The organism is Roseibium marinum, assembly GCF_002906165.1.
In the GTDB taxonomy this organism is placed as follows: domain Bacteria; phylum Pseudomonadota; class Alphaproteobacteria; order Rhizobiales; family Stappiaceae; genus Roseibium; species Roseibium marinum.
In genome coordinates this window covers 207,245-226,656 of record NZ_PPCN01000007.1, presented here as the reverse complement: position 1 = coordinate 226,656, position 19,412 = coordinate 207,245, and the positions used below count along the sequence as shown (strand labels likewise).

The 19,412-nt window shown below is 59.8% G+C and carries 14 protein-coding genes and 2 pseudogenes; 15 read left to right on the top strand and 1 reads right to left on the bottom strand.

Going from position 1 to position 19,412, the window contains the following annotated elements; translation table 11 throughout:
• Positions 1-467: 467 nt before the first annotated feature.
• Entirely contained in the window at positions 468-3,983 is a 3,516-nt protein-coding gene (gene dnaE, locus CLV41_RS16735; RefSeq protein ID WP_170107225.1) for a DNA polymerase III subunit alpha, read from the top strand.
• Positions 3,984-4,157: 174 nt separating this feature from the next.
• Here the strand turns inward: dnaE and CLV41_RS16730 are convergent, their stop codons facing one another.
• Complete coding sequence (locus CLV41_RS16730) at positions 4,158-4,676, bottom strand: DUF421 domain-containing protein (RefSeq protein ID WP_103223569.1); 519 nt, start codon at positions 4,674-4,676, stop codon at positions 4,158-4,160.
• 376 nt (positions 4,677-5,052) lie between these two features.
• On the opposite strand from CLV41_RS16730, the gene CLV41_RS16725 reads away from it, so the two are divergent.
• From CLV41_RS16725 to lpxD, 14 genes and pseudogenes are all read left to right on the top strand, one after another.
• Entirely contained in the window at positions 5,053-5,331 is a 279-nt protein-coding gene (locus CLV41_RS16725) for a CopG family ribbon-helix-helix protein (protein ID WP_103223568.1), read from the top strand.
• Positions 5,319-5,609 carry a type II toxin-antitoxin system RelE/ParE family toxin gene (locus CLV41_RS16720; protein ID WP_103223567.1) on the top strand — a complete coding sequence of 97 codons (291 nt, stop codon included), beginning with the start codon at positions 5,319-5,321 and terminating at the stop codon, positions 5,607-5,609. Before CLV41_RS16725 ends, CLV41_RS16720 begins: the two co-directional genes overlap by 13 nt.
• A gap of 207 nt (positions 5,610-5,816) precedes the next feature.
• Positions 5,817-6,239 (top strand): annotated as a pseudogene (gene tnpA, locus CLV41_RS16715) (IS200/IS605 family transposase).
• A 163-nt stretch (positions 6,240-6,402) separates the two neighbouring features.
• Positions 6,403-7,269, top strand: coding sequence for a hypothetical protein (locus tag CLV41_RS16710; RefSeq protein ID WP_103223566.1), 867 nt, complete (start codon positions 6,403-6,405; stop codon positions 7,267-7,269).
• A 455-nt stretch (positions 7,270-7,724) separates the two neighbouring features.
• A pseudogene (gene rpsB / locus CLV41_RS16705) lies at positions 7,725-8,513 on the top strand (30S ribosomal protein S2); the annotation flags it as partial.
• Between the two features lie 312 nt (positions 8,514-8,825).
• Positions 8,826-9,743: a translation elongation factor Ts gene (tsf, locus tag CLV41_RS16700; protein WP_103223565.1), complete on the top strand. Its 918-nt coding sequence runs from the start codon at positions 8,826-8,828 to the stop codon at positions 9,741-9,743.
• A gap of 188 nt (positions 9,744-9,931) precedes the next feature.
• Positions 9,932-10,651, top strand: a complete 720-nt coding sequence (gene pyrH, locus CLV41_RS16695; protein ID WP_103223564.1) for a UMP kinase — start codon at positions 9,932-9,934, stop codon at positions 10,649-10,651.
• 277 nt (positions 10,652-10,928) lie between these two features.
• Positions 10,929-11,492, top strand: a complete 564-nt coding sequence (frr, locus tag CLV41_RS16690; RefSeq protein ID WP_103223563.1) for a ribosome recycling factor — start codon at positions 10,929-10,931, stop codon at positions 11,490-11,492.
• 31 nt (positions 11,493-11,523) lie between these two features.
• A complete protein-coding gene (locus CLV41_RS16685; RefSeq protein WP_103223562.1) occupies positions 11,524-12,291 on the top strand; it encodes an isoprenyl transferase in 768 nt (255 codons plus the stop codon).
• A gap of 45 nt (positions 12,292-12,336) precedes the next feature.
• Positions 12,337-13,185: a phosphatidate cytidylyltransferase gene (locus tag CLV41_RS16680; protein ID WP_208987552.1), complete on the top strand. Its 849-nt coding sequence runs from the start codon at positions 12,337-12,339 to the stop codon at positions 13,183-13,185.
• Between the two features lie 34 nt (positions 13,186-13,219).
• Complete coding sequence (locus CLV41_RS16675; protein ID WP_103223560.1) at positions 13,220-14,431, top strand: 1-deoxy-D-xylulose-5-phosphate reductoisomerase; 1,212 nt, start codon at positions 13,220-13,222, stop codon at positions 14,429-14,431.
• A gap of 99 nt (positions 14,432-14,530) precedes the next feature.
• Positions 14,531-15,673 (top strand): RIP metalloprotease RseP, encoded by a 1,143-nt coding sequence (gene rseP, locus CLV41_RS16670; RefSeq protein ID WP_103223559.1) that lies wholly within the window; start codon positions 14,531-14,533, stop codon positions 15,671-15,673.
• A gap of 269 nt (positions 15,674-15,942) precedes the next feature.
• Positions 15,943-18,255 carry an outer membrane protein assembly factor BamA gene (bamA, locus tag CLV41_RS16665; RefSeq protein WP_408013992.1) on the top strand — a complete coding sequence of 771 codons (2,313 nt, stop codon included), beginning with the start codon at positions 15,943-15,945 and terminating at the stop codon, positions 18,253-18,255.
• A 79-nt stretch (positions 18,256-18,334) separates the two neighbouring features.
• Positions 18,335-19,372: a UDP-3-O-(3-hydroxymyristoyl)glucosamine N-acyltransferase gene (gene lpxD / locus CLV41_RS16660; RefSeq protein ID WP_103223557.1), complete on the top strand. Its 1,038-nt coding sequence runs from the start codon at positions 18,335-18,337 to the stop codon at positions 19,370-19,372.
• Positions 19,373-19,412 lie beyond the last annotated feature (40 nt).

The window sequence follows — 19,412 nt, the reverse complement described above, 5'->3', positions numbered from 1 at the left end:
CGCCACGATTCCGGATACGCGGAACAAAGCAAAAACCTGCGATTTTCATATAATTTGATCCTCTGTGTGGCAACAGGAACAAAAAGGGCTTGCAAAGAGAACATATATCGAACATAGTCTTTTCAAGCCATAAGCCAAGGTTGGAGGGTGTGATGATTTATATCGCTCGTGATTTTGCCGCATTCGGTTCCCTGATGTGTTTCTGCACGACGCTTGCCGTCTGGGGCGACGTTCTGTTCTCTGTGGGCTGAGAAAAAACTCGCTCCGGTGCGCCGGGGAAATTGTTTCCGGCGTATGTGCTCTCGCGAAATGATGCTGCTGTCTCCGCCGGTGCGCGCCTTTTCTCGACGTGCGGGGCAGGGCGATGCGGCAAAGAACAGCGGTGACAACCGCTTTGACGGCTCGACATATCTTTTTTGAAGCGCTTCACTTGAAAGCTGATTCTGGAAGATGCGAGAAGCGCCGTCATGACCGATACCCACACCTCTGCGAAAGCGCCGTCCAGGGCCGCCGGAAACCAGGGACACAATTCGGGACAGGCGGGCGCCGGACCGGGATACGTTCACCTCAGGGTCCATTCCGCGCTGTCGCTTCTGGAAGGCGCACTGCCGATCAAGAAGCTGCTGGACCTTGCCAAGGCCGACGGCCAGCCGGCGCTGGCGATTGCCGACACCAACAATCTGTTCGGAGCGCAGGAGTTTTCCGGCAAGGCCTGGGACGCCGGCATTCAGCCGGTCACCGCCTGCCAGCTATCGGTGTTTTTCGATGACGGGCTGGAGAGCGGCCGGCGCGGCGAGCCCGCTCTGGCCGATCTGGTTCTGCTCGCCATGAGCGAGCGCGGCTACGGCAACCTGATGGAGCTGTCCTCGCGCGCCTTCCTCGATACGGAAACGGGGCTGCGTCCGCATGTGTCGCTCGACTATCTGCTGTCCAAATCCGAAGACATCATCGTTCTGACCGGCGGCGCCCTCGGGCCGGTCGGCGCGGCGCTGCTTGCCGGACGCAAGGATCTGGCCCGGGACCGGCTGCGGAAGCTGGCGGCGGGCTTTGCCGGCCGCTGTTACGTCGAGATCCAGCGCCACGGCATGGAGGCGGAACGCAAGACCGAAGAGGCCTTCCTCGCTCTTGCCTATGACATGGGCTTGCCGCTGGTTGCGACCAACGAGGCGTTTTTCCCCAAGCGCGAGGATTACGAAGCGCATGACGCCCTGATCTGCATTTCCGAAGGCCGGGTGCTGATCGAGGATGACCGCCGCCGGCTGACCCCGGACCATTATTTCAAGAGCCGTGCGGAAATGTGCGCGCTCTTCGCCGATCTGCCCGAGGCGCTGGCCTCCACGGTGGAAATCGCCAGGCGCTGCCATTTCCGGCCGCTGCGCCGCGATCCGATCCTGCCGCGTTTCGCCAGCGCCGATGTGGATGGGGACGCCGCGGTGCAAGCGGAATCGGACGAGCTGAAGCGCCAGGCGCGCGAAGGCCTGCGCGCGCGGCTCGACGCTCACGGTCTGGCGCCGGGTCTGGAGGAAAAGGACTATTGGGAGCGGCTCGACTACGAGACCGGTGTCATCGAGGGAATGAAATTTCCCGGTTACTTCCTGATTGTTGCTGACTTCATCAAATGGGCCAAGGCGCATGACATTCCCGTCGGGCCGGGCCGTGGTTCGGGGGCCGGCTCGCTGGTGGCATGGTCGCTGACCATTACCGATCTCGATCCAATGCGCTTCTCGCTGCTGTTCGAACGTTTTCTCAATCCCGAACGCGTATCGATGCCCGATTTCGACATCGACTTCTGCCAGAGCCGGCGCGAGGAGGTGATCCGCTACGTTCAGGAAAAATACGGCCGCCAGCAGGTGGCGCAGATCATCACCTTCGGATCGCTGCAGGCGCGCGCCGTGCTGCGCGATGTCGGCCGCGTGCTGCAGATGCCCTACGGCCAGGTCGACCGGCTGTGCAAGCTGGTGCCGGCGAACCCGGCCAATCCGGTAACGCTCGCCCAGGCCATCGCCGACGAGCCGCGCCTGCGCGAGGCGGCCAAGGACGAGGAGAATGTCGAGCGCCTGCTCGGCATGGCGCAGAAGCTGGAAGGGCTTTACCGGCACGCCTCCACCCACGCGGCGGGCGTGGTGATCGGCGACCGGCCGCTGGAACAGCTCGTGCCGCTTTACCGCGACCCGCGTTCCGACATGCCGGTCGCGCAATTCAACATGAAGATGGTCGAGGACGCCGGGCTGGTGAAGTTCGACTTTCTCGGCCTGAAGACGCTTACCGTCATCGACACCGCCGTGAAGCTGATCGAGCGGCGCGGGATTACGGTCGATGTCGCCGGTCTGCCGATCGACGATGAAAAGACCTACAACATGCTGGCGCGCGGCGAGACCTTCGGCGTGTTCCAGCTGGAAAGCCAGGGCATGCGCCGGGCCATCGCCGGCATGAAGCCGGACCGGTTCGAGGATATCATCGCGCTGGTGGCGCTCTACCGGCCGGGGCCGATGGAGAACATTCCGGTCTACAACGCCGTCAAGCACGGCGAACAGGAGCCGGACTGCCTGCACCCGCTGCTGGAACCCATCCTGATGGAGACGAACGGCATCATCGTCTACCAGGAACAGGTGATGCAGATCGCCCAGGTTCTGTCCGGTTATTCGCTCGGCGAAGCGGATCTCCTGCGCCGCGCCATGGGCAAGAAGATCGCCGCGGAGATGGAGGTCCAGCGGGCCCGCTTCGTGGATGGCGCGGTCGAGCGCGGCGTCCGCAAGGCCCAGGCAGGGACGATCTTCGACCTTGTGGCGAAATTCGCCAACTACGGCTTCAACAAGTCGCATGCGGCGGCCTACGCGCTGGTCTCCTACCATACGGCCTGGCTGAAGGCGAACTATCCGGTCGAATTCATGGCCGCGTCGATGACGCTCGATCTCGGCAACACCGACAAGCTGGGGGATTTCCGCCAGGAGGCCCGGCGGATGGGAATCGAGATCGAACAGCCGTCGATCAACCGCGGCCAGGTGTATTTCGACGTGGCCGACGGCAAGATCCTCTATGCCCTTGGAGCGATCAAGGGCGCCGGGGAACAGGCGGTCGAGCATATCGTCGAGGTGAGGGGAGACAACCCCTTCAAGAGCCCCGGCGATTTCGCCCGCCGCATCTCGCCGAAAATGCTCAACAAGCGCACGCTGGAAAATCTTGTCGCCGCCGGCGCCTTCGACGAACTGGAGCCCAACCGGGCGCGGGTCTTTGAGGGGCTCGACCGGGTCATGGGGCTGGCGCAGCGCACGGAGGAAAACCGCACGCTCGGCCAGGACGAGCTTTTCGGCGGCAGCGACAGCGAGGAGCCGCTGCAGCTCGACGAGGTCCAGCCCTGGGCGACGGAGGAAAAGCTGCAGCGCGAGCATTCCGCCATCGGCTTTTATCTTTCCGCCCACCCGATCGACGAATACGCCAACATCCTCGACAAGATGCGCGTCCAGCCGTGGACGCAGTTTGCCGAGGCGGTCAAGAAGGGCGCCTCCGCCGGGCGCCTGGCCGGCACGGTGATTTCCATGCAGGAGCGCAAGACCAGGACCGGCACGCGCATGGGCATCGCGCGGCTGTCCGACGCCACCGGCCAGTACGAGGCGCTGCTGTTTCGCGAAAAGCTGGAACAGTTCCGCGAACTTCTCCAGACCGGCCGGTCCGTCGTTATTCTGGTCGGCGCCGACATGCGCGACGACGAACCCTCGCTGCGGATCGAGCAGGTGGACCCGATCGACAAGGTCGCGGCCCGGTTGCAGAAGAGCATGCGCGTCTTCGTTCGCGACGAACGCCCCATCCAGAGCCTTGCCAAACATCTGACGATGCGCGGCGAGGGCGATGTAACAGTCATCGTCCTTCTGGAAAACGGCGCGCGCGAAGTGGAAGTCAAACTCCCGGGCCGCTTCCGCCTGTCACCCGAGATCGCCGGAGCGCTTAAGGCGGTGCCGGGCGTGACGGATGTGCAGGTGGCGTGAGGGGCAGCGGAAGAGGGGTGTTTGTCCCGCTGCACCACGGCTCGGGGAGAGTTACAGCCGCTTAGTGCATGTCACGTTCAAGCGGGTACAAGGATTCAGGAAGACGCCCGAGGCAGCGTTTGCATTGCAAATGCGTTCGGGCGATTTCCTGAATTCAATTCAACGCGATATGCTCTAAACGCGGGTCCGCACGCCGTTCAGAAGTTCCGTCTCCAAAGCGGGACCGTGCAGGACGGAAATGTCCCCGGTGGTTTCCAGCACAACCGCGCGCACGTCGGCGAGCGACAAGACGTTCGCTTCCCGCAATTTTGCATAGATATCGTTTCGCGCCACGCGGGTCCGGCGTAAAGCTTCCGGCAGGAATGCGCCGTTTTCCATGAGCAGGATCGGGGTGTTCTGGGAGAGTTTCTGAAATCGGTCGGAAACCCTGCGCCAGCGCGCCACGACGAATTGCACGGACAAAAGGGTCGTGATGGCAAGACAGCTTTGCGCGAAGTTCGACCAGTTTGTCGCCTGACTTGCGCCCGCCAGCAACGAACCGGTCGCGACCGTCACCACGAAGTCGAAGGACGTCATTTTCGAAAACGCCCGCAGACCAATGACCCGCACGACAAAAACGACCCAGATCAGAGCGATGGTGGACAGCAACGCGGCGCGCACAATGGTGTCGAGGGGAACGGAACTGAAAAACATCAGCGTATTTCCCTGATGTGCCAGACGACCTGGCGGGAAATCCGGTTTCGATGCCGAGCGGTGCGGAGCATTGTCTGATGTCCTTGGTCTGTTTCCGGTGACAAGGGATCAACTGCGAAGCGGGCCTAAGGTTCCGGATTGATGCAATTACAGGTGCATTCGGCCGTGTGATGAGGTGTCGATATGCTTGCCGGCCTGGCGACCGGCAAACGGCCCGCTCATCCTGGATTGATGAGTCTTGAGCTGGCCATGCGCCTCTCAGCCACCTTTACAGCTCAGGCAGGTTGCCTGAAAATCTAGCTGCAGCGCATGGACAGAAAGTAAAGACTGTCTATAGTAGTGCAAGGTATTACCTTTTGCTATTCGAGGCTGAGATATGGCGTCTCCTACTTCCATCAAGCTTGATGACGAGTTGAAAGTCCGGGTCCAGACCCTGGCCGAGACTCGTCGCCGTTCCTCACACTGGATTATGCGCGAGGCCATCGCGCAGTATGTCGAGCGCGAGGAAAAGCGCGAGGCATTCAAACAGGATACGCTGCGCGCCTGGGAGGAATACAAGCAAACCGGCATGCATCTGACGGGCGAGGAAGTGGACGACTGGCTGAAAAAGCTGGAAGCGGGTGAGGATGCGGAGCTGCCGGCGTGCCACAGCTGATCTGGGCTCCAGGTGCAGCGGCCGATGTTCAACGCCTTTATCGTTTCCTGCTTCCCCAGAACGCGGATGCTGCCAGGCAAGCCGTCACCGCCATTCGCAGCGGTGTCACCGTTCTTTCCCGGCAACCGCGCATTGGGCGGCCAGTCGAGGATATGCCGGCTGAATTTCGCGATTGGCTGATCGACTTCGGCAGCAGCGGTTATGTTGTCCGCTACCGCATTGAGGACGATGTGGTGACGATCCTGGCGGTCAGGCATCTGAAAGAAGTTGGTTTTTAACAGGCCGGACGTCGAGTTCTAACTAATTGAAGGCTCGTGTCCGGTAGGCGGACGGTATGAACCGGCAGCGCGGTCCGTCAGCAAAGCGCCCTCGCTCTCGGGCGCTCAAGTTTCCCACATGTTTTCCTGAAAGCAGCTCTTAGTGTCCCCGTTAGGGGATCTGTAAACCCCTCGCCTTTAGTCGACGGGATACAGTAGCATTCTTGTATGCAATTCCACAAACGTGGGAGCCATACTGTTTGGGACTGCAAGTACTGCTTGGATTGGACGACGAAGTACAGATACGAGGTCTGGGTTGGCGATGTTGGCAACCGCTGCCGTGAGTTGTTGCATGAGATATCGATTTCACAGGAGATCCATATTCATGCTGGTTCGATCAATAGGGACCACATCCATATGCTGGTGCCGATCCCGCCGAACCTGTCAGTTTCACGTGCAGTCCAATTCTTGACGGGCAAAAACCCTCAGAAATTTTTAAGCGAATACAATGGCTTGCGTAAAATCTACTGAGGACGGCATTTGTGGGCGAGGGGCTATTGGCTGAATTCGAACGGCAATGTTACGGATGAAGTGTGGAAAGAGTATATCAAGAACCAGAAGCCGCCTGACGATGATTTTGAGGTTGTGTAGTCCGCCAAAGGGCGGATCAACCCACCTTATGGCCGCAACCTGAAGCCACCGACTTTAGCAGGTGGCGTGTTCACGAATCATCTAGGGAATATCGGTTAGTGGTAATTTAAGGGGGTGGTTTGCATCATATGTTGCATCTTTACGGCTGCATGTGGAGATTGAGATGGGTAAGGTGTTTGTTATTCAATTTTTTGCTCCAATCATTTTGTTTTCATTATATTTCGTAATTAAGAATGGAGCATTCAGATCGGGAGTATTACTCTCTTTTATAATTACAATTTTCGTGGGCATTATTACGCTAGGTTCATATGGTGGATTTAGTGGTTGGAGCATTATTTTTGGTGTTTTACTATTCAATTTCTCTTATACGCAAATATTCTACTTCGTAATATTTTTCTCTTTGTTAAGCTTTTCTCAGACGCGCAAGTCGATTTCGACCTCGGTGTATTTGTTCCCACCTCTATTCTTGATTACCTTGTTTGTTATGAACTATCAAAAAATTGCTACTGATATTGAAACCAAGCAAGCTGAGTTGTACTCAGAAGAAAAGGCCGAGCTGGATAAAATTCCGGAGTATGTTGTTACAACTGGTAGTACGGCAATAAAGAGACGGGAGTTTTTCGCTATTGAAGAAGTTAAGCATCTAATAGAAATTAAGGAAGATGGAAGATATTTTTTATACGATCGCTTGGAAGGAAATAAAGTTTCCGAATTTTCTGTCGTAGACACATTGCCAGATAATTATCTTTTCATTAAAACTGGAAAAAACACTTCTTTTGCTTCTGACTATAGAGATAAAAATGGACAGTTAATAGCAAGAAATCTATATGCTTACGAAATTAGACATGTCGATGGTGCAAGCAATCAATTGATTGATGTAGATGTAAAGACCGATTGGTTTAAACCCATAATTCCGCCGTCAATATCTAACCGTTTCAGCTTTGTAAGGGTTGGTAGCTCTAAGAAACGAGGATCAAGAAGGGCCGCGTTGAGGGCGCTAATGAAAGGGGTGTACGAGCAAGGAACATAATTCCAATGTTCGGCGCGGTAATCCCCTTCCCATGTTTAGCCGCTCGTTGTTGAACGTCCATGGACCTGTTGGGTGAACGCGCTCAATTCCCTGCCAGTTGACGCGGCCCTTTTCGCGCGGGGCCGGTTTCAGACGACAGTATCGGTGTAGCGCGTCAGATATTCCCATTGGTTCGGGGGGCTGGGTCAACCGCGCCGCATCGACCCTATTTTTTTGTAAAAACACAAGCCCATCGGGATCGTTCGCCGCCTCTCGCCACTAATCCTGCCTTCCCCGGACAATTCCCTTCTTTTACCCTTGAAATAAAATCCGCCGCCAACTATAAGGCGCGCATTCCACACGCAAGGGGCGGAGCCTGAGCTTTATCGGGGTCCATCCGGTGGCCGACGGGAGAAATCCTTCGGCCCACAATCCTCTTGCGGAGGTCAAACCGGAAAACCAGGAGAGCAAGCCCGATGGCATTGCCCGATTTCACCATGCGTCAGCTTCTGGAAGCTGGCGTCCACTTTGGTCACCAGAAACACCGTTGGAACCCGCGCATGGGTTCGTACATCTTTGGTGTACGCAACGATGTTCACATCATGGACCTGTCCCAGACCGTTCCGCTGCTGCATCAGGCGCTGAAGGCGATTTCCGACACCGTCGCCGGTGGCGGCCGCGTTCTGATCGTCGGCACCAAGCGCCAGGCACAGGAAGCGGTGGCGACATCGGCGCGCAACTCCGCGCAGTATTTCGTCAACGCCCGCTGGCTCGGCGGCATGCTGACCAACTGGAAAACCATTTCCCAGTCCATTCAGCGCCTGCGCAAGCTGGAAGAGACGCTGTCCTCCGACGCGGCGAACTCGCTGACCAAGAAAGAACGCCTGTTCATGGACCGCGAGCGCGAGAAGCTCGAGCGGAACCTTGGCGGCATCAAGGACATGGGCGGCATCCCGGACCTGATCTTCGTGATCGACACCAACCGCGAAGCCATCGCCATCCAGGAAGCCCGCCGTCTGGGCATTCCGGTCGCCGCGATCCTCGATTCTAACTGCAATCCGGACGGCATCACCTATCCGGTGCCGGGCAACGACGATGCCGGCCGCGCGCTGTCGCTTTACTGCGATCTGATCGCCCGTGCCGCAATCGACGGCATTTCCCGCGCCCAGGGCGCTTCCGGCATGGATGTCGGCGCATCGGAAGAAGCTCCGATCGAAGAGGCTCTGGCTGAACCGGTCGCGGAAGCAGCTCCCGCCGCACCTGCTGTGGAAGAGGCTCCGGCTGAAGCCGCACCGGCTGCTGCTGAACCGGCTCCGGCCGAAGCTGAACCGGCTGCTGCTGAGGCCGCACCGGCCGCCGCTGAAGCCGAACCGGCGGCTGCTGAAGCAGAACCGGCAGCAGAGAAGGCCGCACCGGCCGCTACTGACGCCTGATAACAGCTCTGCCGCGGCCTTATGCGGCAGAAACATGTTGAATTCGCAAGACGGGCTGCACTTTGTTGCAGCCCCGTCATAAAGACGCGGAAAGCCATCGGCTAAACCGTGTCTCACCCGAAACCCCCATGCACGAGGCAATCGATGAGCATTACCGCCGCGATGGTAAAAGAGCTCCGCGAGAAATCCGGCGCTGGCATGATGGACTGCAAGACCGCCCTTACAGAAACCGGCGGTGACATGGAAGCGGCCATCGACTGGCTGCGCACCAAGGGGCTGGCCAAGGCCGCCAAGAAGGCCGGCCGTCTGGCCGCCGAAGGCCTTGTCGGCGTAGCCACCGACGGCAGCAAGGCTGCCGTGATCGAGCTGAACTCCGAAACCGACTTCGTCTCCCGCAACGAAGGCTTCCAGGAACTGGTTTCCAAGGTCGCCCAGGTTGCCGTGACGACCGACGGATCCGTCGAAGCCGTCTCCGCCGCCGATCTCGGTGGCAAGTCGGTCGCCGACACGATCACCGAAGCGATCGCCACCATCGGCGAGAACATGAGCCTGCGCCGCACCGCCGCCCTTTCGGCAAGCGAGGGCGTCGTTGCCTCCTATGTCCACGGCGCTATCGCCGATGGCCTGGGCAAGATCGGCGTGCTGGTCGCGCTGGAATCTTCCGGCGACAAGGACAAGCTCAACGCGCTTGGCCGCCAGATCGCCATGCATGTGGCCGCGACCAGTCCGCTGGCGTTGAACACCGATGCGCTGGACCCGGCCGTGGTCGAGCGTGAAAAGTCGGTCTTCTCCGAGCAGGCGCGCGAGTCGGGCAAGCCGGAAAACATCATCGAAAAAATGGTGGAAGGACGTTTGCGCAAATTCTACGAGGAAGTTACCCTCGTGAAACAGGCCTTCGTCATCAATCCGGAGCAGACGGTCGAACAGGCCGTCGAGGCTCTGGCAAAGGATCTCGGCACCGGGGTCAAGCTTACCGGCTTCGTCCGCTTCGCCCTCGGCGAGGGGATCGAGAAGGAAGAGCACGATTTCGCCGCGGAAGTGGCGGCAGCCTCCGGGCAGTAAGTTCCATGAAAAGCGCCGGTCAGTCCGGCGCTTTTTTTTAGAGCATCCCGCGTTCGAGCGAATGCGGACAAGATGCTTCGGCATTTATAAAGCGATCACCTTTCAGACCTCCAGTCGATCGCGGCAATCGATTGCGGCTGGAGGTCTGAAAGTTGATCTAGAAAAAGACTTTCACGAAGGGTGCAGCCATGACGAATTCCTTGCGATGGAAACGGATTCTCCTGAAACTCTCCGGCGAGGCTCTGATGGGCTCGCAGGCCTTCGGGATCGACCCGGCCATCGTGCAGAGGATCGCCAAGGAAATCGCCGATGCCGTGGCCCTTGGCGCCCAGGTCGGCGTCGTCGTGGGCGGCGGTAACATCTTCCGCGGCGTGGCCGTGGCCGCCAAGGGCGGCAACCGCGTCACTGGCGACCACATGGGCATGCTGGCGACCATCATGAACAGCCTGACCCTCGCGGACGCCCTGCGCCGGCTGAAGGTCAATGCGCGCGTCCTGTCGGCGGTCGCCGTACCGTCCATTTGCGAGACTTTTTCCCAGCGGGTCGCCGACCGCTACATGGAGGATGGCGACGTCATCGTCTTTGCCGGCGGCACGGGCAATCCCTTCTTCACCACCGACAGCGGCGCGGCGCTCCGGGCGGCGGAAATGAAATGCGACGCCTTTTTGAAGGGCACCCAGGTCGACGGCGTCTACTCGGAGGACCCGAAGGTCAATCCGGACGCCGAGCGCTACGATACCCTCGGCTATGAAGAAGTCATCAGCCGCAATCTCAAGGTGATGGACACCACCGCCATCGCGCTGGCGCGCGACAACTCCATCCCGGTCATCGTCTTTTCCATTCATACGCCGGGCGCGCTCGTCAGCGTGCTGCAGGAGACCGGCACCTATACGGTCGTCGGCGGCTAATTCCCGGAGTTTTCGGCTCCATCCCGGCCCCAGGAGCAGCCGTATCGGATATCGAAATCCTGTTTTATCGCAAGCGAAGCCACGGGCGGGGCTGGTCTTTTCAAGTCTTCGCGGTTCTTGGTGATGCTCTGCATGGTGCCGCGGGCGGGTCCACCCCGTGACCTGCGCCAAATTGTCAACAGAACGGGCACATGGACTTGTGTTTCAGCACGTTTATGCCATGTTGGCGCGCGCCGGGACTCTATCAAGCCCAGTCAAAAACAAGAGTGAGGATAAAATGTCGGTAGTAGGTGTCGATCTGGACGACTTGAAGCGCCGGATGCAAGGGGCTCTCGCTTCGCTGAAGACCGATTTTTCAGGCCTTCGGACCGGGCGGGCATCCGCGTCCATGCTGGATCCCATCTCCGTTCAGGCCTATGGCCAGTCCATGCCGATCAGCCAGGTCGGCACCGTGTCCGTGCCGGAGTCGCGCATGGTCGCGATCCAGGTCTGGGACAAGACCATGGTGGCCGCCGTCGAGCGGGCGATCCGGGAATCTAACCTCGGCCTCAATCCGGTTGTCGATGGCCAGTTGCTGCGCCTGCCTATCCCCGAACTCAATCAGGAACGCCGCCAGGATCTGATCAAGGTCGCCCACAAATATGCCGAACAGGCGCGGGTCGCGATCCGTCACGTCCGCCGCGATGGCATGGATACCGCGAAAAAGGCGGAAAAGGATGGTGACATCTCCCAGGACGACAGCCGTGTCGCATCCGACGAAGTGCAGAAGCTGACCGATCAGATGATCGGTGAGGTGGACAGCATGCTGGAGAAAAAAGAACAGGAAATTTCCCAGGTCTGATCGGATCTGGACCTGTGAACAGGGGAGCCTAATGAGCGTCAGCCCGGACCGGAGCCCGCATGTATCTGCCGCGGAAGGTTCCAGCGTGAAACCGCCGCGCCACGTTGCATTCATCATGGATGGCAACGGGCGATGGGCCACGGCGCGCGGCCTGCCGCGGACGGAAGGGCACCGCCACGGGCTGGAAACCCTGCGCCGGGTGATCCGGCATGCCGGCAAACGCGGCATCGATGTAATCACCATCTACAGCTTTTCCTCCGAGAACTGGAGCCGGCCGGAAACCGAGGTCTCCTTTCTCATGGGGCTGCTCCGGCGCTTCGTGCAGCGCGACCTGAGCGAACTGCACGAGGCCAATGTGCGCATCCGGATCATTGGCAGCCGCGACGATCTGGAGCCGGGCATCGCCGCGCTGCTGCAGGAAGCCGAGGACCTGACCCGCAACAATACCGGTCTGAACCTCGTGGTGGCCTTCAATTACGGTGCGCGCGTGGAAATCGTCCGGGCGGCAAAAGCGCTGGCTCAAAAGGTTCTCTCCGGCGAAATGCGGCCCGAGGACATAACTGAAACCGCATTTTCCGGCGCTCTCGATACCGGCGGGCTGCCCGATCCGGACCTGATCATCCGCACCAGCGGCGAAATGCGGCTTTCCAACTTTCTCCTGTGGCAGGCGGCCTATTCCGAATTCTATTTCTGCGACAAGCACTGGCCTGATTTCGACGAGGCGGCGTTTGACGAGGCACTGACCTGTTTTGGCAACCGGCAGCGCCGGTATGGCGGTCTTGATGCCAAGGCGTTGTAGCGTTCCTCCCGCGTGATGGCAGATCCCGAACACACTGCGAAAAAAATGTCGGATCTCGGCCTGAGGTTCGCCTCGGCGATAATCCTCGGACCGCTGGTGCTGCTGATCACCTGGCTGGGCGGCTTGCCCTATGCCGCGCTGATGCTCGTGGCGGGCGTGCTTTTCCTTTGGGAATGGTTCTCGATCACCGGAACGCGCCAGATGTCGGCTCCGGCCCTGGTCGGGCAGGGCGCGCTCGTCGTGTTCACACTTTGTCATGTGACGGGCCATGCGGAGATCGGCTTCGCGGTGATCCTGCTGGCAGCGCTTGCCGCCTTTGCCTTCGGCCGATTTTCCCGGGCCGGGAGATGGAGCGCGGAGGGGATCCTTTACAGCGGCTGCGCGCTTTTCGCGCTTCTGGCGATTCGGGAGGGAACCGGCGGGCTGCTGTTCACCTTCTTCCTGTTGTTCGTGGTCTGGGCGACCGACATCTTCGCCTATTTCACCGGCCGTGCGCTCGGGGGCCCCAAACTCTGGTCACGGGTTTCTCCGAAGAAAACCTGGTCGGGCGCTATCGGCGGACTGATTCTGGCGGCGGCGTTCGGTGTCGCAGTGGTTGTTGTCGCTGGGGCCTGGGCCGGACCTGAGGCTGCGCCGGGGGCCGGGGACCAGAACCTGTGGGTCTGGGCCTTTCTGGCAGCCGCGCTTTCAATCGTCTCTCAAGCAGGCGATCTACTGGAATCTGCGGTCAAGCGCAGGTTCGACGTCAAGGATTCCAGCCGTCTCATTCCCGGTCACGGGGGGATCATGGACCGCATCGACGGTCTGGTGGCCGCGGCCATATTCGCCGTTCTGATCGGCATGATCGCAGGCGGTCCCCTGAGGGATCCGATCGCGGGCCTTGGTCTGAATTAAGTGCTCGGTACGAGTTAAGTCTGGAGTTGCGACCATGGCGGCCGGAACCGCTTTCATCGACGAGACTGCGCCGATCCGGATCATCGTGCTTGGCGCGACCGGCTCAATCGGCCAGAGTCTGGCGGATCTGATCGAGCGGTCACCCGAACGGTTCGACGTCGTTGCCCTTGTGGCCAACCGCAATGCGCGGGCGCTTGCGACGATGGCGAAAAGGCTGAAGGCCTCGTCGGCCGTCCTTGCGGATGCCTCCTGCTATCAGGACCTCGCCGGCCATCTTGAAGGGACCGGTATCGCGGTGTCCGCGGGAGAAGCCGCGGTTCTTGAGGCGGTCGAGCGCGATGCCGACCTGGTGGTCGGCGCCATTGTCGGCGCCGCCGGCCTCGCCCCCACCATGGCGGCGATCAGGCCCGGCCGCCGGATTGCCCTTGCCAACAAGGAGTGCCTGGTCTGCGCCGGCGATCTCTTCATGGCGAAGATCCGCCGCACCGGAGCCGAATTGCTGCCGGTGGACAGCGAGCACAACGCCATTTTCCAGGTCTTCGAATCGGAAAGAGCGGATCAGGTCGAAAAAGTCATTCTGACCGCGTCGGGCGGACCGTTCCGCACGTTCTCCACTGACGAGATGGCGGGCGTGACGCCGGAACAGGCGTTGAAACACCCGAACTGGGACATGGGCGCGCGGATCACCATCGACAGCGCCACGATGATGAACAAGGGGTTTGAGGTAATCGAGGCGTCACATCTGTTTCCGGTGAGCCACGATCAGCTGGGTGTACTGGTGCATCCGCAGTCCGCCATTCACGGCCTCGTCCAGTACAAGGACGGCTCGCTGCTCGCGCAGCTTGGCAGTCCCGACATGCGCACGCCGATCGCCCACTGCCTGGCTTATCCGCGCAGGATGGCGGTGCCCGTCAAGCGGCTCGACCTGGCGGAGCTTGGAACGCTGACCTTCGAGGCGCCCGATCCGGAGCGGTTTCCAGCGCTGGGACTTGCCATCAGCGCCATGAAAGCGGCCGGGGCCGCGCCTGCGGCGCTGAACGCCGCCGATGAAATCGCCGTGGACGCCTTTTTGAACGGAAAGATCCGCTTTCCTGACATTCCCGCCGCCATCGAAGCCGTTCTGGAGAGGATGGCGGGGGAGGGACGCCTGGTTGCATGCGACCGGCTGGAGGACGTGCTGGCCCTCGACACGGAAGCCAGGCAAAAGACCCGCGAATGGATCGCCGCCAGGCATGGACGGGCCTGAGTCTTTGAAATTTTTACACTGGACCATTAACACGCCGTAATTTTCCTTTTAGTACAGTGGCTCCAGATAATCCAAGCAGTGCAGGATCGGACGCCCTTTATGGACTTTCTTATTTCCGCGTATTCCCTCGTCGTCGGTACCGTCATTCCCTTTCTGTTCGTGCTGACGATCGTGGTGTTCTTCCATGAGCTTGGACATTTTGCCGTCGCCCGCTGGTGCAACGTCAAGGTTGATGCCTTCGCCGTCGGATTCGGCCGCGAGATCATCGGCAAGACCGACAGGAGGGGAACTCGGTGGAAGCTCTGCATGATTCCCCTGGGTGGATACGTGAAGTTTGCCGGCGACGAGAACGCGGCCAGCGTGCCGAGCCGTGAACTGATCGCGCAAATGAGCGAAGAGGACCGCAAGACCGCTTTCATCGCCAAGCCGGTATGGCAAAGGGCGGCGGTGGTGGCGGCGGGACCGCTCGCCAATTTCCTTCTGGCGATCGTTATTTTCGCCACGCTCTTCATGCTGACCGGCAAACAGGGCATTGAGCCAGTCGTCGAGGAAGTCTTCGCGGGCAGGGCCGCCGAGCGCGGCGGCATTCAGGCCGGCGATATCGTCCGGGAAATCGACGGGCGCGAAATTCATACTTTCGGCGAGTTGCGTCAGGTCGTGATGATGAATGCGAATACGCCGCTGGTGTTCGAAGTCGAGCGCGGCGGAAAGCTTGTCGACCTGACTGTCACTCCCGATGCCCGGGAAAAAGAGGTTTTTCTCGGCGAGCGGCAAATGGCGGGAGATATCGGTCTGCGCGGTTCCAGCGATCCCCAGTATCTGGTGCGCATCAAATACGGGCCGCTCGGCGCGGTCAATGAAGGTGTCCTGGAAACCTGGCGGATCATGGAGGGAACGGTCAACTACGTCTGGGGCGTGATCTCCCAGCGCCAGTCCGCCGACCAGCTCGGCGGCCCCATTCGCGTCGCGCAGATATCCGGTCAGGTTGCCGATCTCGGCTTTTTGCCGCTGATTTCCCTTACCGCAGTCCTGTCGGTGAGCATCGGCCTGATCAATCTGGCTCCGGTGCCGGTTCTCGACGGTGGGCATCTGCTTTATTTCGCCGCCGAAGCGCTGCGGGGCAAACCCTTGAGCGAAAGGGTTCAGGATGTGGGTTTCCGAATCGGAATGGGGCTTGTGCTGATGATGATGGTTTTCGTCACGTGGAAGGATATCATGCGGCTTGTGAGCCCCAGTTCCTAAGGCATTGGGCTGCCTCGTGAAGTCATGTCAATCCTCAGGCCGTGACATTGACGCAACGTCTTCTGACTAAATCGCTTTCACCTGGCAAGTGCAGTTGCGTTATCGGTAAAATCCTATAAAACGATCATCGGTTCCGAGAATCTGCCCGGGTGAGTGCAGGTTCCGGGAGGGGTATTTAAAAACAAAGGCATAGCGCAATAATGCAGCGATTGCAGAAGTTTACACGAGCCGTACTGTTCGCTGCGGCCGTATTTTCAATCGGGGCGGCGTTGCCTCAGACCATTGGCATTCCGTCCTTCGTGACGGAGGCGCAAGCGGCCGTTGCCAGAAGCATTCAGGTGCGCGGCAACACGCGGGTCGAGGATGAAACCGTCGTCAGCTACATGACCATCGTTCCCGGGCGCTCCTACAGCGCCTTCGATGTCGATGAGTCCCTGAAGGCGCTCTATGCAACAGGATTGTTCGCTACGGTAGATATCTCTCCGAGCGGCAGCACCGTTATCGTCACGGTTACCGAAAATCCGATCATCAATCGCGTTTCCTTCGAAGGAAACAAGAAGATCAAGGATGATGCCCTGGAAACTGCCGTTCGGTCCCAGCCGCGTTCGATGCTGTCGCGCGCCAAGGTTCAGGCCGACGTGCAGAATATCCTGGAAGCCTATCGCCGCTCCGGCCGTTACGGCGCGTCCGTCGAGCCGCAGGTCATCGACCGCGGCCAGAATCGCGTCGATCTGGTATTTGAAATCAACGAAGGTGCAAAGACCGGTGTCGAGCGTATCAGCTTCATCGGCAACACGTCCTTCAGTGACGGTCGCCTGCGCGATGTCATCCGCACACGGGAAAGCGGACTGCTGAGCTGGCTGCGCAGCACCGATACCTACGATCCGGACCGGCTCGCCGCCGACGAGGAACTGCTGCGCCAGTATTACAACAAGAAGGGTTATGCCGATTTCCGTATCGTGTCCGTGAGCGCGGATCTCGATCGCGAGCAGAACATCTTCTATGTCACCTTCAATGTGGACGAGGGTGAGAAATACGAAGTCGGCGATGTCGAAATCGTGTCCACGATCGCCGACGTCGATCCGGAAGAGCTGCGCCGGCTGATTCGGACCCGCAGCGGCCAGACCTTCAATTCGCTGCGCATCGAGCAGACCGTCGAGGACATCACGCTGCGCGTCTCCGAAGAGGGGTATGCCTTCGCACGGGTCCGTCCGCGTGCTGCCCGCGACTACGAGAACAACAAGATTTCCCTGATCTACTATATCGAGGAAGGCCCGCGCGCCTATATCGAGCGGATCAATATCATCGGCAACGACCGCACCCGCGAATATGTCATCCGCCGGGAATTCGATATCGCCGAAGGGGATGCGTTCAACCGGGCTCTGGTCGACAAGGCCGAGCGCCGCCTGCGCAACCTTGGCTTCTTCGAGCGCGTTTCGATCACCACCCAGCAGGGCAGTGCGGCCGACCGCGTGGTTGTCAATGTTCGCGTCGAGGAAAAACCGACAGGTGAAATCTCGTTCGGTGTGGGCTATTCGACGGTCGATGGCGTGATCGGCGACATTTCGCTGACCGAGAAGAACTTCCTCGGCCGCGGCCAGTTCGTGAAGATCGCCGTGGGCGGCGGTACCGACACGCAGTCCTACGAGTTCCGGTTCATCGAACCGTTCTTCATGGGCCGCCGTGTCGCGCTCGACCTTGATCTTTACCGCAAGGTCGACGACGCCAACGATTACCGTTCCTTCGATCAGGAGAAGACAGGTGGCGGCTTCGGCTTCACGTTGCCGCTCCGTGAAGAAGAACTGACGGTCCGGCTCTACTACAATATCTTCCAGGAAAAGAACTCCGATCCTGATAACAAGTCGACCAGCATCAACAACTGCGATACGGCCAACCTGTCTCTTGCGGTGTGTGACTCGCTCGGCACCTATCTGACATCGCTGGTCGGGTATGAGTTCCGCTACAACACGCTGGACCGCAATCTCGATCCGACGGACGGCATTTACGCCTCCTTCGGCCAGCAGTTCGCGGGTGTCGGCGGCGACAGCTACTTCATCAAGACCGAAGCCGAGGCACGGGCCTACAAGGAAATCCTGGCAGACTACGGTCTCGTCGGCAGCCTTTCCGTCCGCGGCGGCAATATCATGGCCCTTGGCGACGAGCGTCTGCGGGTGTCCGAGCAGTTCATGCTCGGCGGCAATATTGTTCGCGGTTTCGAGAACCAGGGCATAGGTCCGCGGGATGCGTCGACGGATGATGCGATCGGTGGCCGCTTCTATGTCGCAGCGACAGCCGAGACCCGGTTCCCGTTCCCTGTCCTTCCGAAGGAATTCGGTCTGAGCGGCGCGGTGTTTGCCGATGCGGGTTCCCTATGGGATGCGGACAGCAGCCTGGTGAGCCTCGTGGATAACAATGGCGGACGGATCGACTCCAACGATTTCGCGCTGCGCGCATCCGTGGGTGCGGGTATCCGCTGGAATTCGCCCTTTGGACCCCTGCGGGCCGACTTCGCCTATCCTCTCGTCAAGGAAGACTCCGACAAGACGCAGGTTTTCCGCTTGAGTGGTGGCACCCGCTTCTAAACAGCGGTCAAGCAGGTTAGAAATCGGCCGCCGATCTGATCGGCGGCCGTTTTTATTGGCTGGCAACAAGGATAAAATCATGTCCGAGCCAAAATTTTTCACGACACCGGATCCCGTTTCGCTGCGGGAGATCGCCGACTGGGCGGAAGCCGATATCCAACGCGGTGACGAGACCCTGCAAATTACAGGTGTCGCGCCGCTGGAAGAGGCTGGTTCCGGATCGCTGGTCTTTTTCGATAATCCCGTCTATCTCGATCAGCTTCAGACAACGACTGCGGCGGCGTGCCTGGTCGTCAAGAAGCATAAGGACAAGGTCCCGGACGGGGTCGCGGTGCTTGTCTGCGCGGATGCCTACCGGTCCTGGGCCAAGGTTCTGGCGCGGCTATACCCCGACGCCATGGTGCCAAAGGACCCCGGACCGGCTTCCATTTCCGCCAAGGCGGTTATCGATCCGGGAGCGTCCCTGGAGGAGAATGTGACCGTGGAGCCTGGCGTCGTGATCGGTGCCGGTGCCGAGATCGGTGCCGGGACGGTCATCCGGGCGAATACAGTCATAGGACAGGGTGTGAAAATCGGCCGCGATTGCGTGATCGGACCGAACAGCACCGTTCAGCATACGGTTCTGGGAAACCGTGTTTATCTTCATCCAGGCGTGTGTTGCGGTCAGGATGGCTTCGGCTATGCCATGGGGCCTCTGGGGCATCTGAAAGTCCCGCAGGTGGGGCGGGTCATCATTCAGGACGATGTCGAGGTCGGCGCCAACACCACCATCGACCGTGGCGCGAACCGCGACACGATTGTCGGCGAAGGAACCAAGATCGATAATCAGGTGCAGATCGGCCACAATGTCGTCATCGGCCGGCATTGTGTTCTCGTGTCGCAGGTGGGTCTGTCGGGAAGCTGCACATTGGAGGATTTTGTCGCCATCGGCGGTCAGACCGGTGTGCGTGGACATGTGACCATCGGCATGGGCGCCCAGGTCGCGGCGGTGAGCGTTGTCGGTAACGACATTCCCGCCGGGGGACGCTACGGAGGCACGCCGGCCAAACCGGTGAAACAATGGTTCCGCGAAGTCGCCGCCCTGAGAAAACTTGCAGAGCGCGGCGGCGGATCGTAAACGGATAATCAAACAAGGACTTTGCGGCGCTGATCCGCCA

What these genes read in the sequence shown, in the direction of transcription:
- CLV41_RS16680 (WP_208987552.1), top strand. Translation starts at nt 12,337, where the DNA reads ATGTCGGATCTCGGCCTGAGGTTCGCCTCGGCGATAATCCTCGGACCG.
- CLV41_RS16675 (WP_103223560.1), top strand. Translation starts at nt 13,220, where the DNA reads ATGGCGGCCGGAACCGCTTTCATCGACGAGACTGCGCCGATCCGGATC.
- tsf (WP_103223565.1), top strand. Translation starts at nt 8,826, where the DNA reads ATGAGCATTACCGCCGCGATGGTAAAAGAGCTCCGCGAGAAATCCGGC.
- frr (WP_103223563.1), top strand. Translation starts at nt 10,929, where the DNA reads ATGTCGGTAGTAGGTGTCGATCTGGACGACTTGAAGCGCCGGATGCAA.
- CLV41_RS16685 (WP_103223562.1), top strand. Translation starts at nt 11,524, where the DNA reads ATGAGCGTCAGCCCGGACCGGAGCCCGCATGTATCTGCCGCGGAAGGT.
- dnaE (WP_170107225.1), top strand. Translation starts at nt 468, where the DNA reads ATGACCGATACCCACACCTCTGCGAAAGCGCCGTCCAGGGCCGCCGGA.
- rseP (WP_103223559.1), top strand. Translation starts at nt 14,531, where the DNA reads ATGGACTTTCTTATTTCCGCGTATTCCCTCGTCGTCGGTACCGTCATT.
- CLV41_RS16730 (WP_103223569.1), bottom strand. Translation starts at nt 4,676, where the DNA reads ATGTTTTTCAGTTCCGTTCCCCTCGACACCATTGTGCGCGCCGCGTTG.
- lpxD (WP_103223557.1), top strand. Translation starts at nt 18,335, where the DNA reads ATGTCCGAGCCAAAATTTTTCACGACACCGGATCCCGTTTCGCTGCGG.
- CLV41_RS16725 (WP_103223568.1), top strand. Translation starts at nt 5,053, where the DNA reads ATGGCGTCTCCTACTTCCATCAAGCTTGATGACGAGTTGAAAGTCCGG.
- pyrH (WP_103223564.1), top strand. Translation starts at nt 9,932, where the DNA reads ATGACGAATTCCTTGCGATGGAAACGGATTCTCCTGAAACTCTCCGGC.
- CLV41_RS16710 (WP_103223566.1), top strand. Translation starts at nt 6,403, where the DNA reads ATGGGTAAGGTGTTTGTTATTCAATTTTTTGCTCCAATCATTTTGTTT.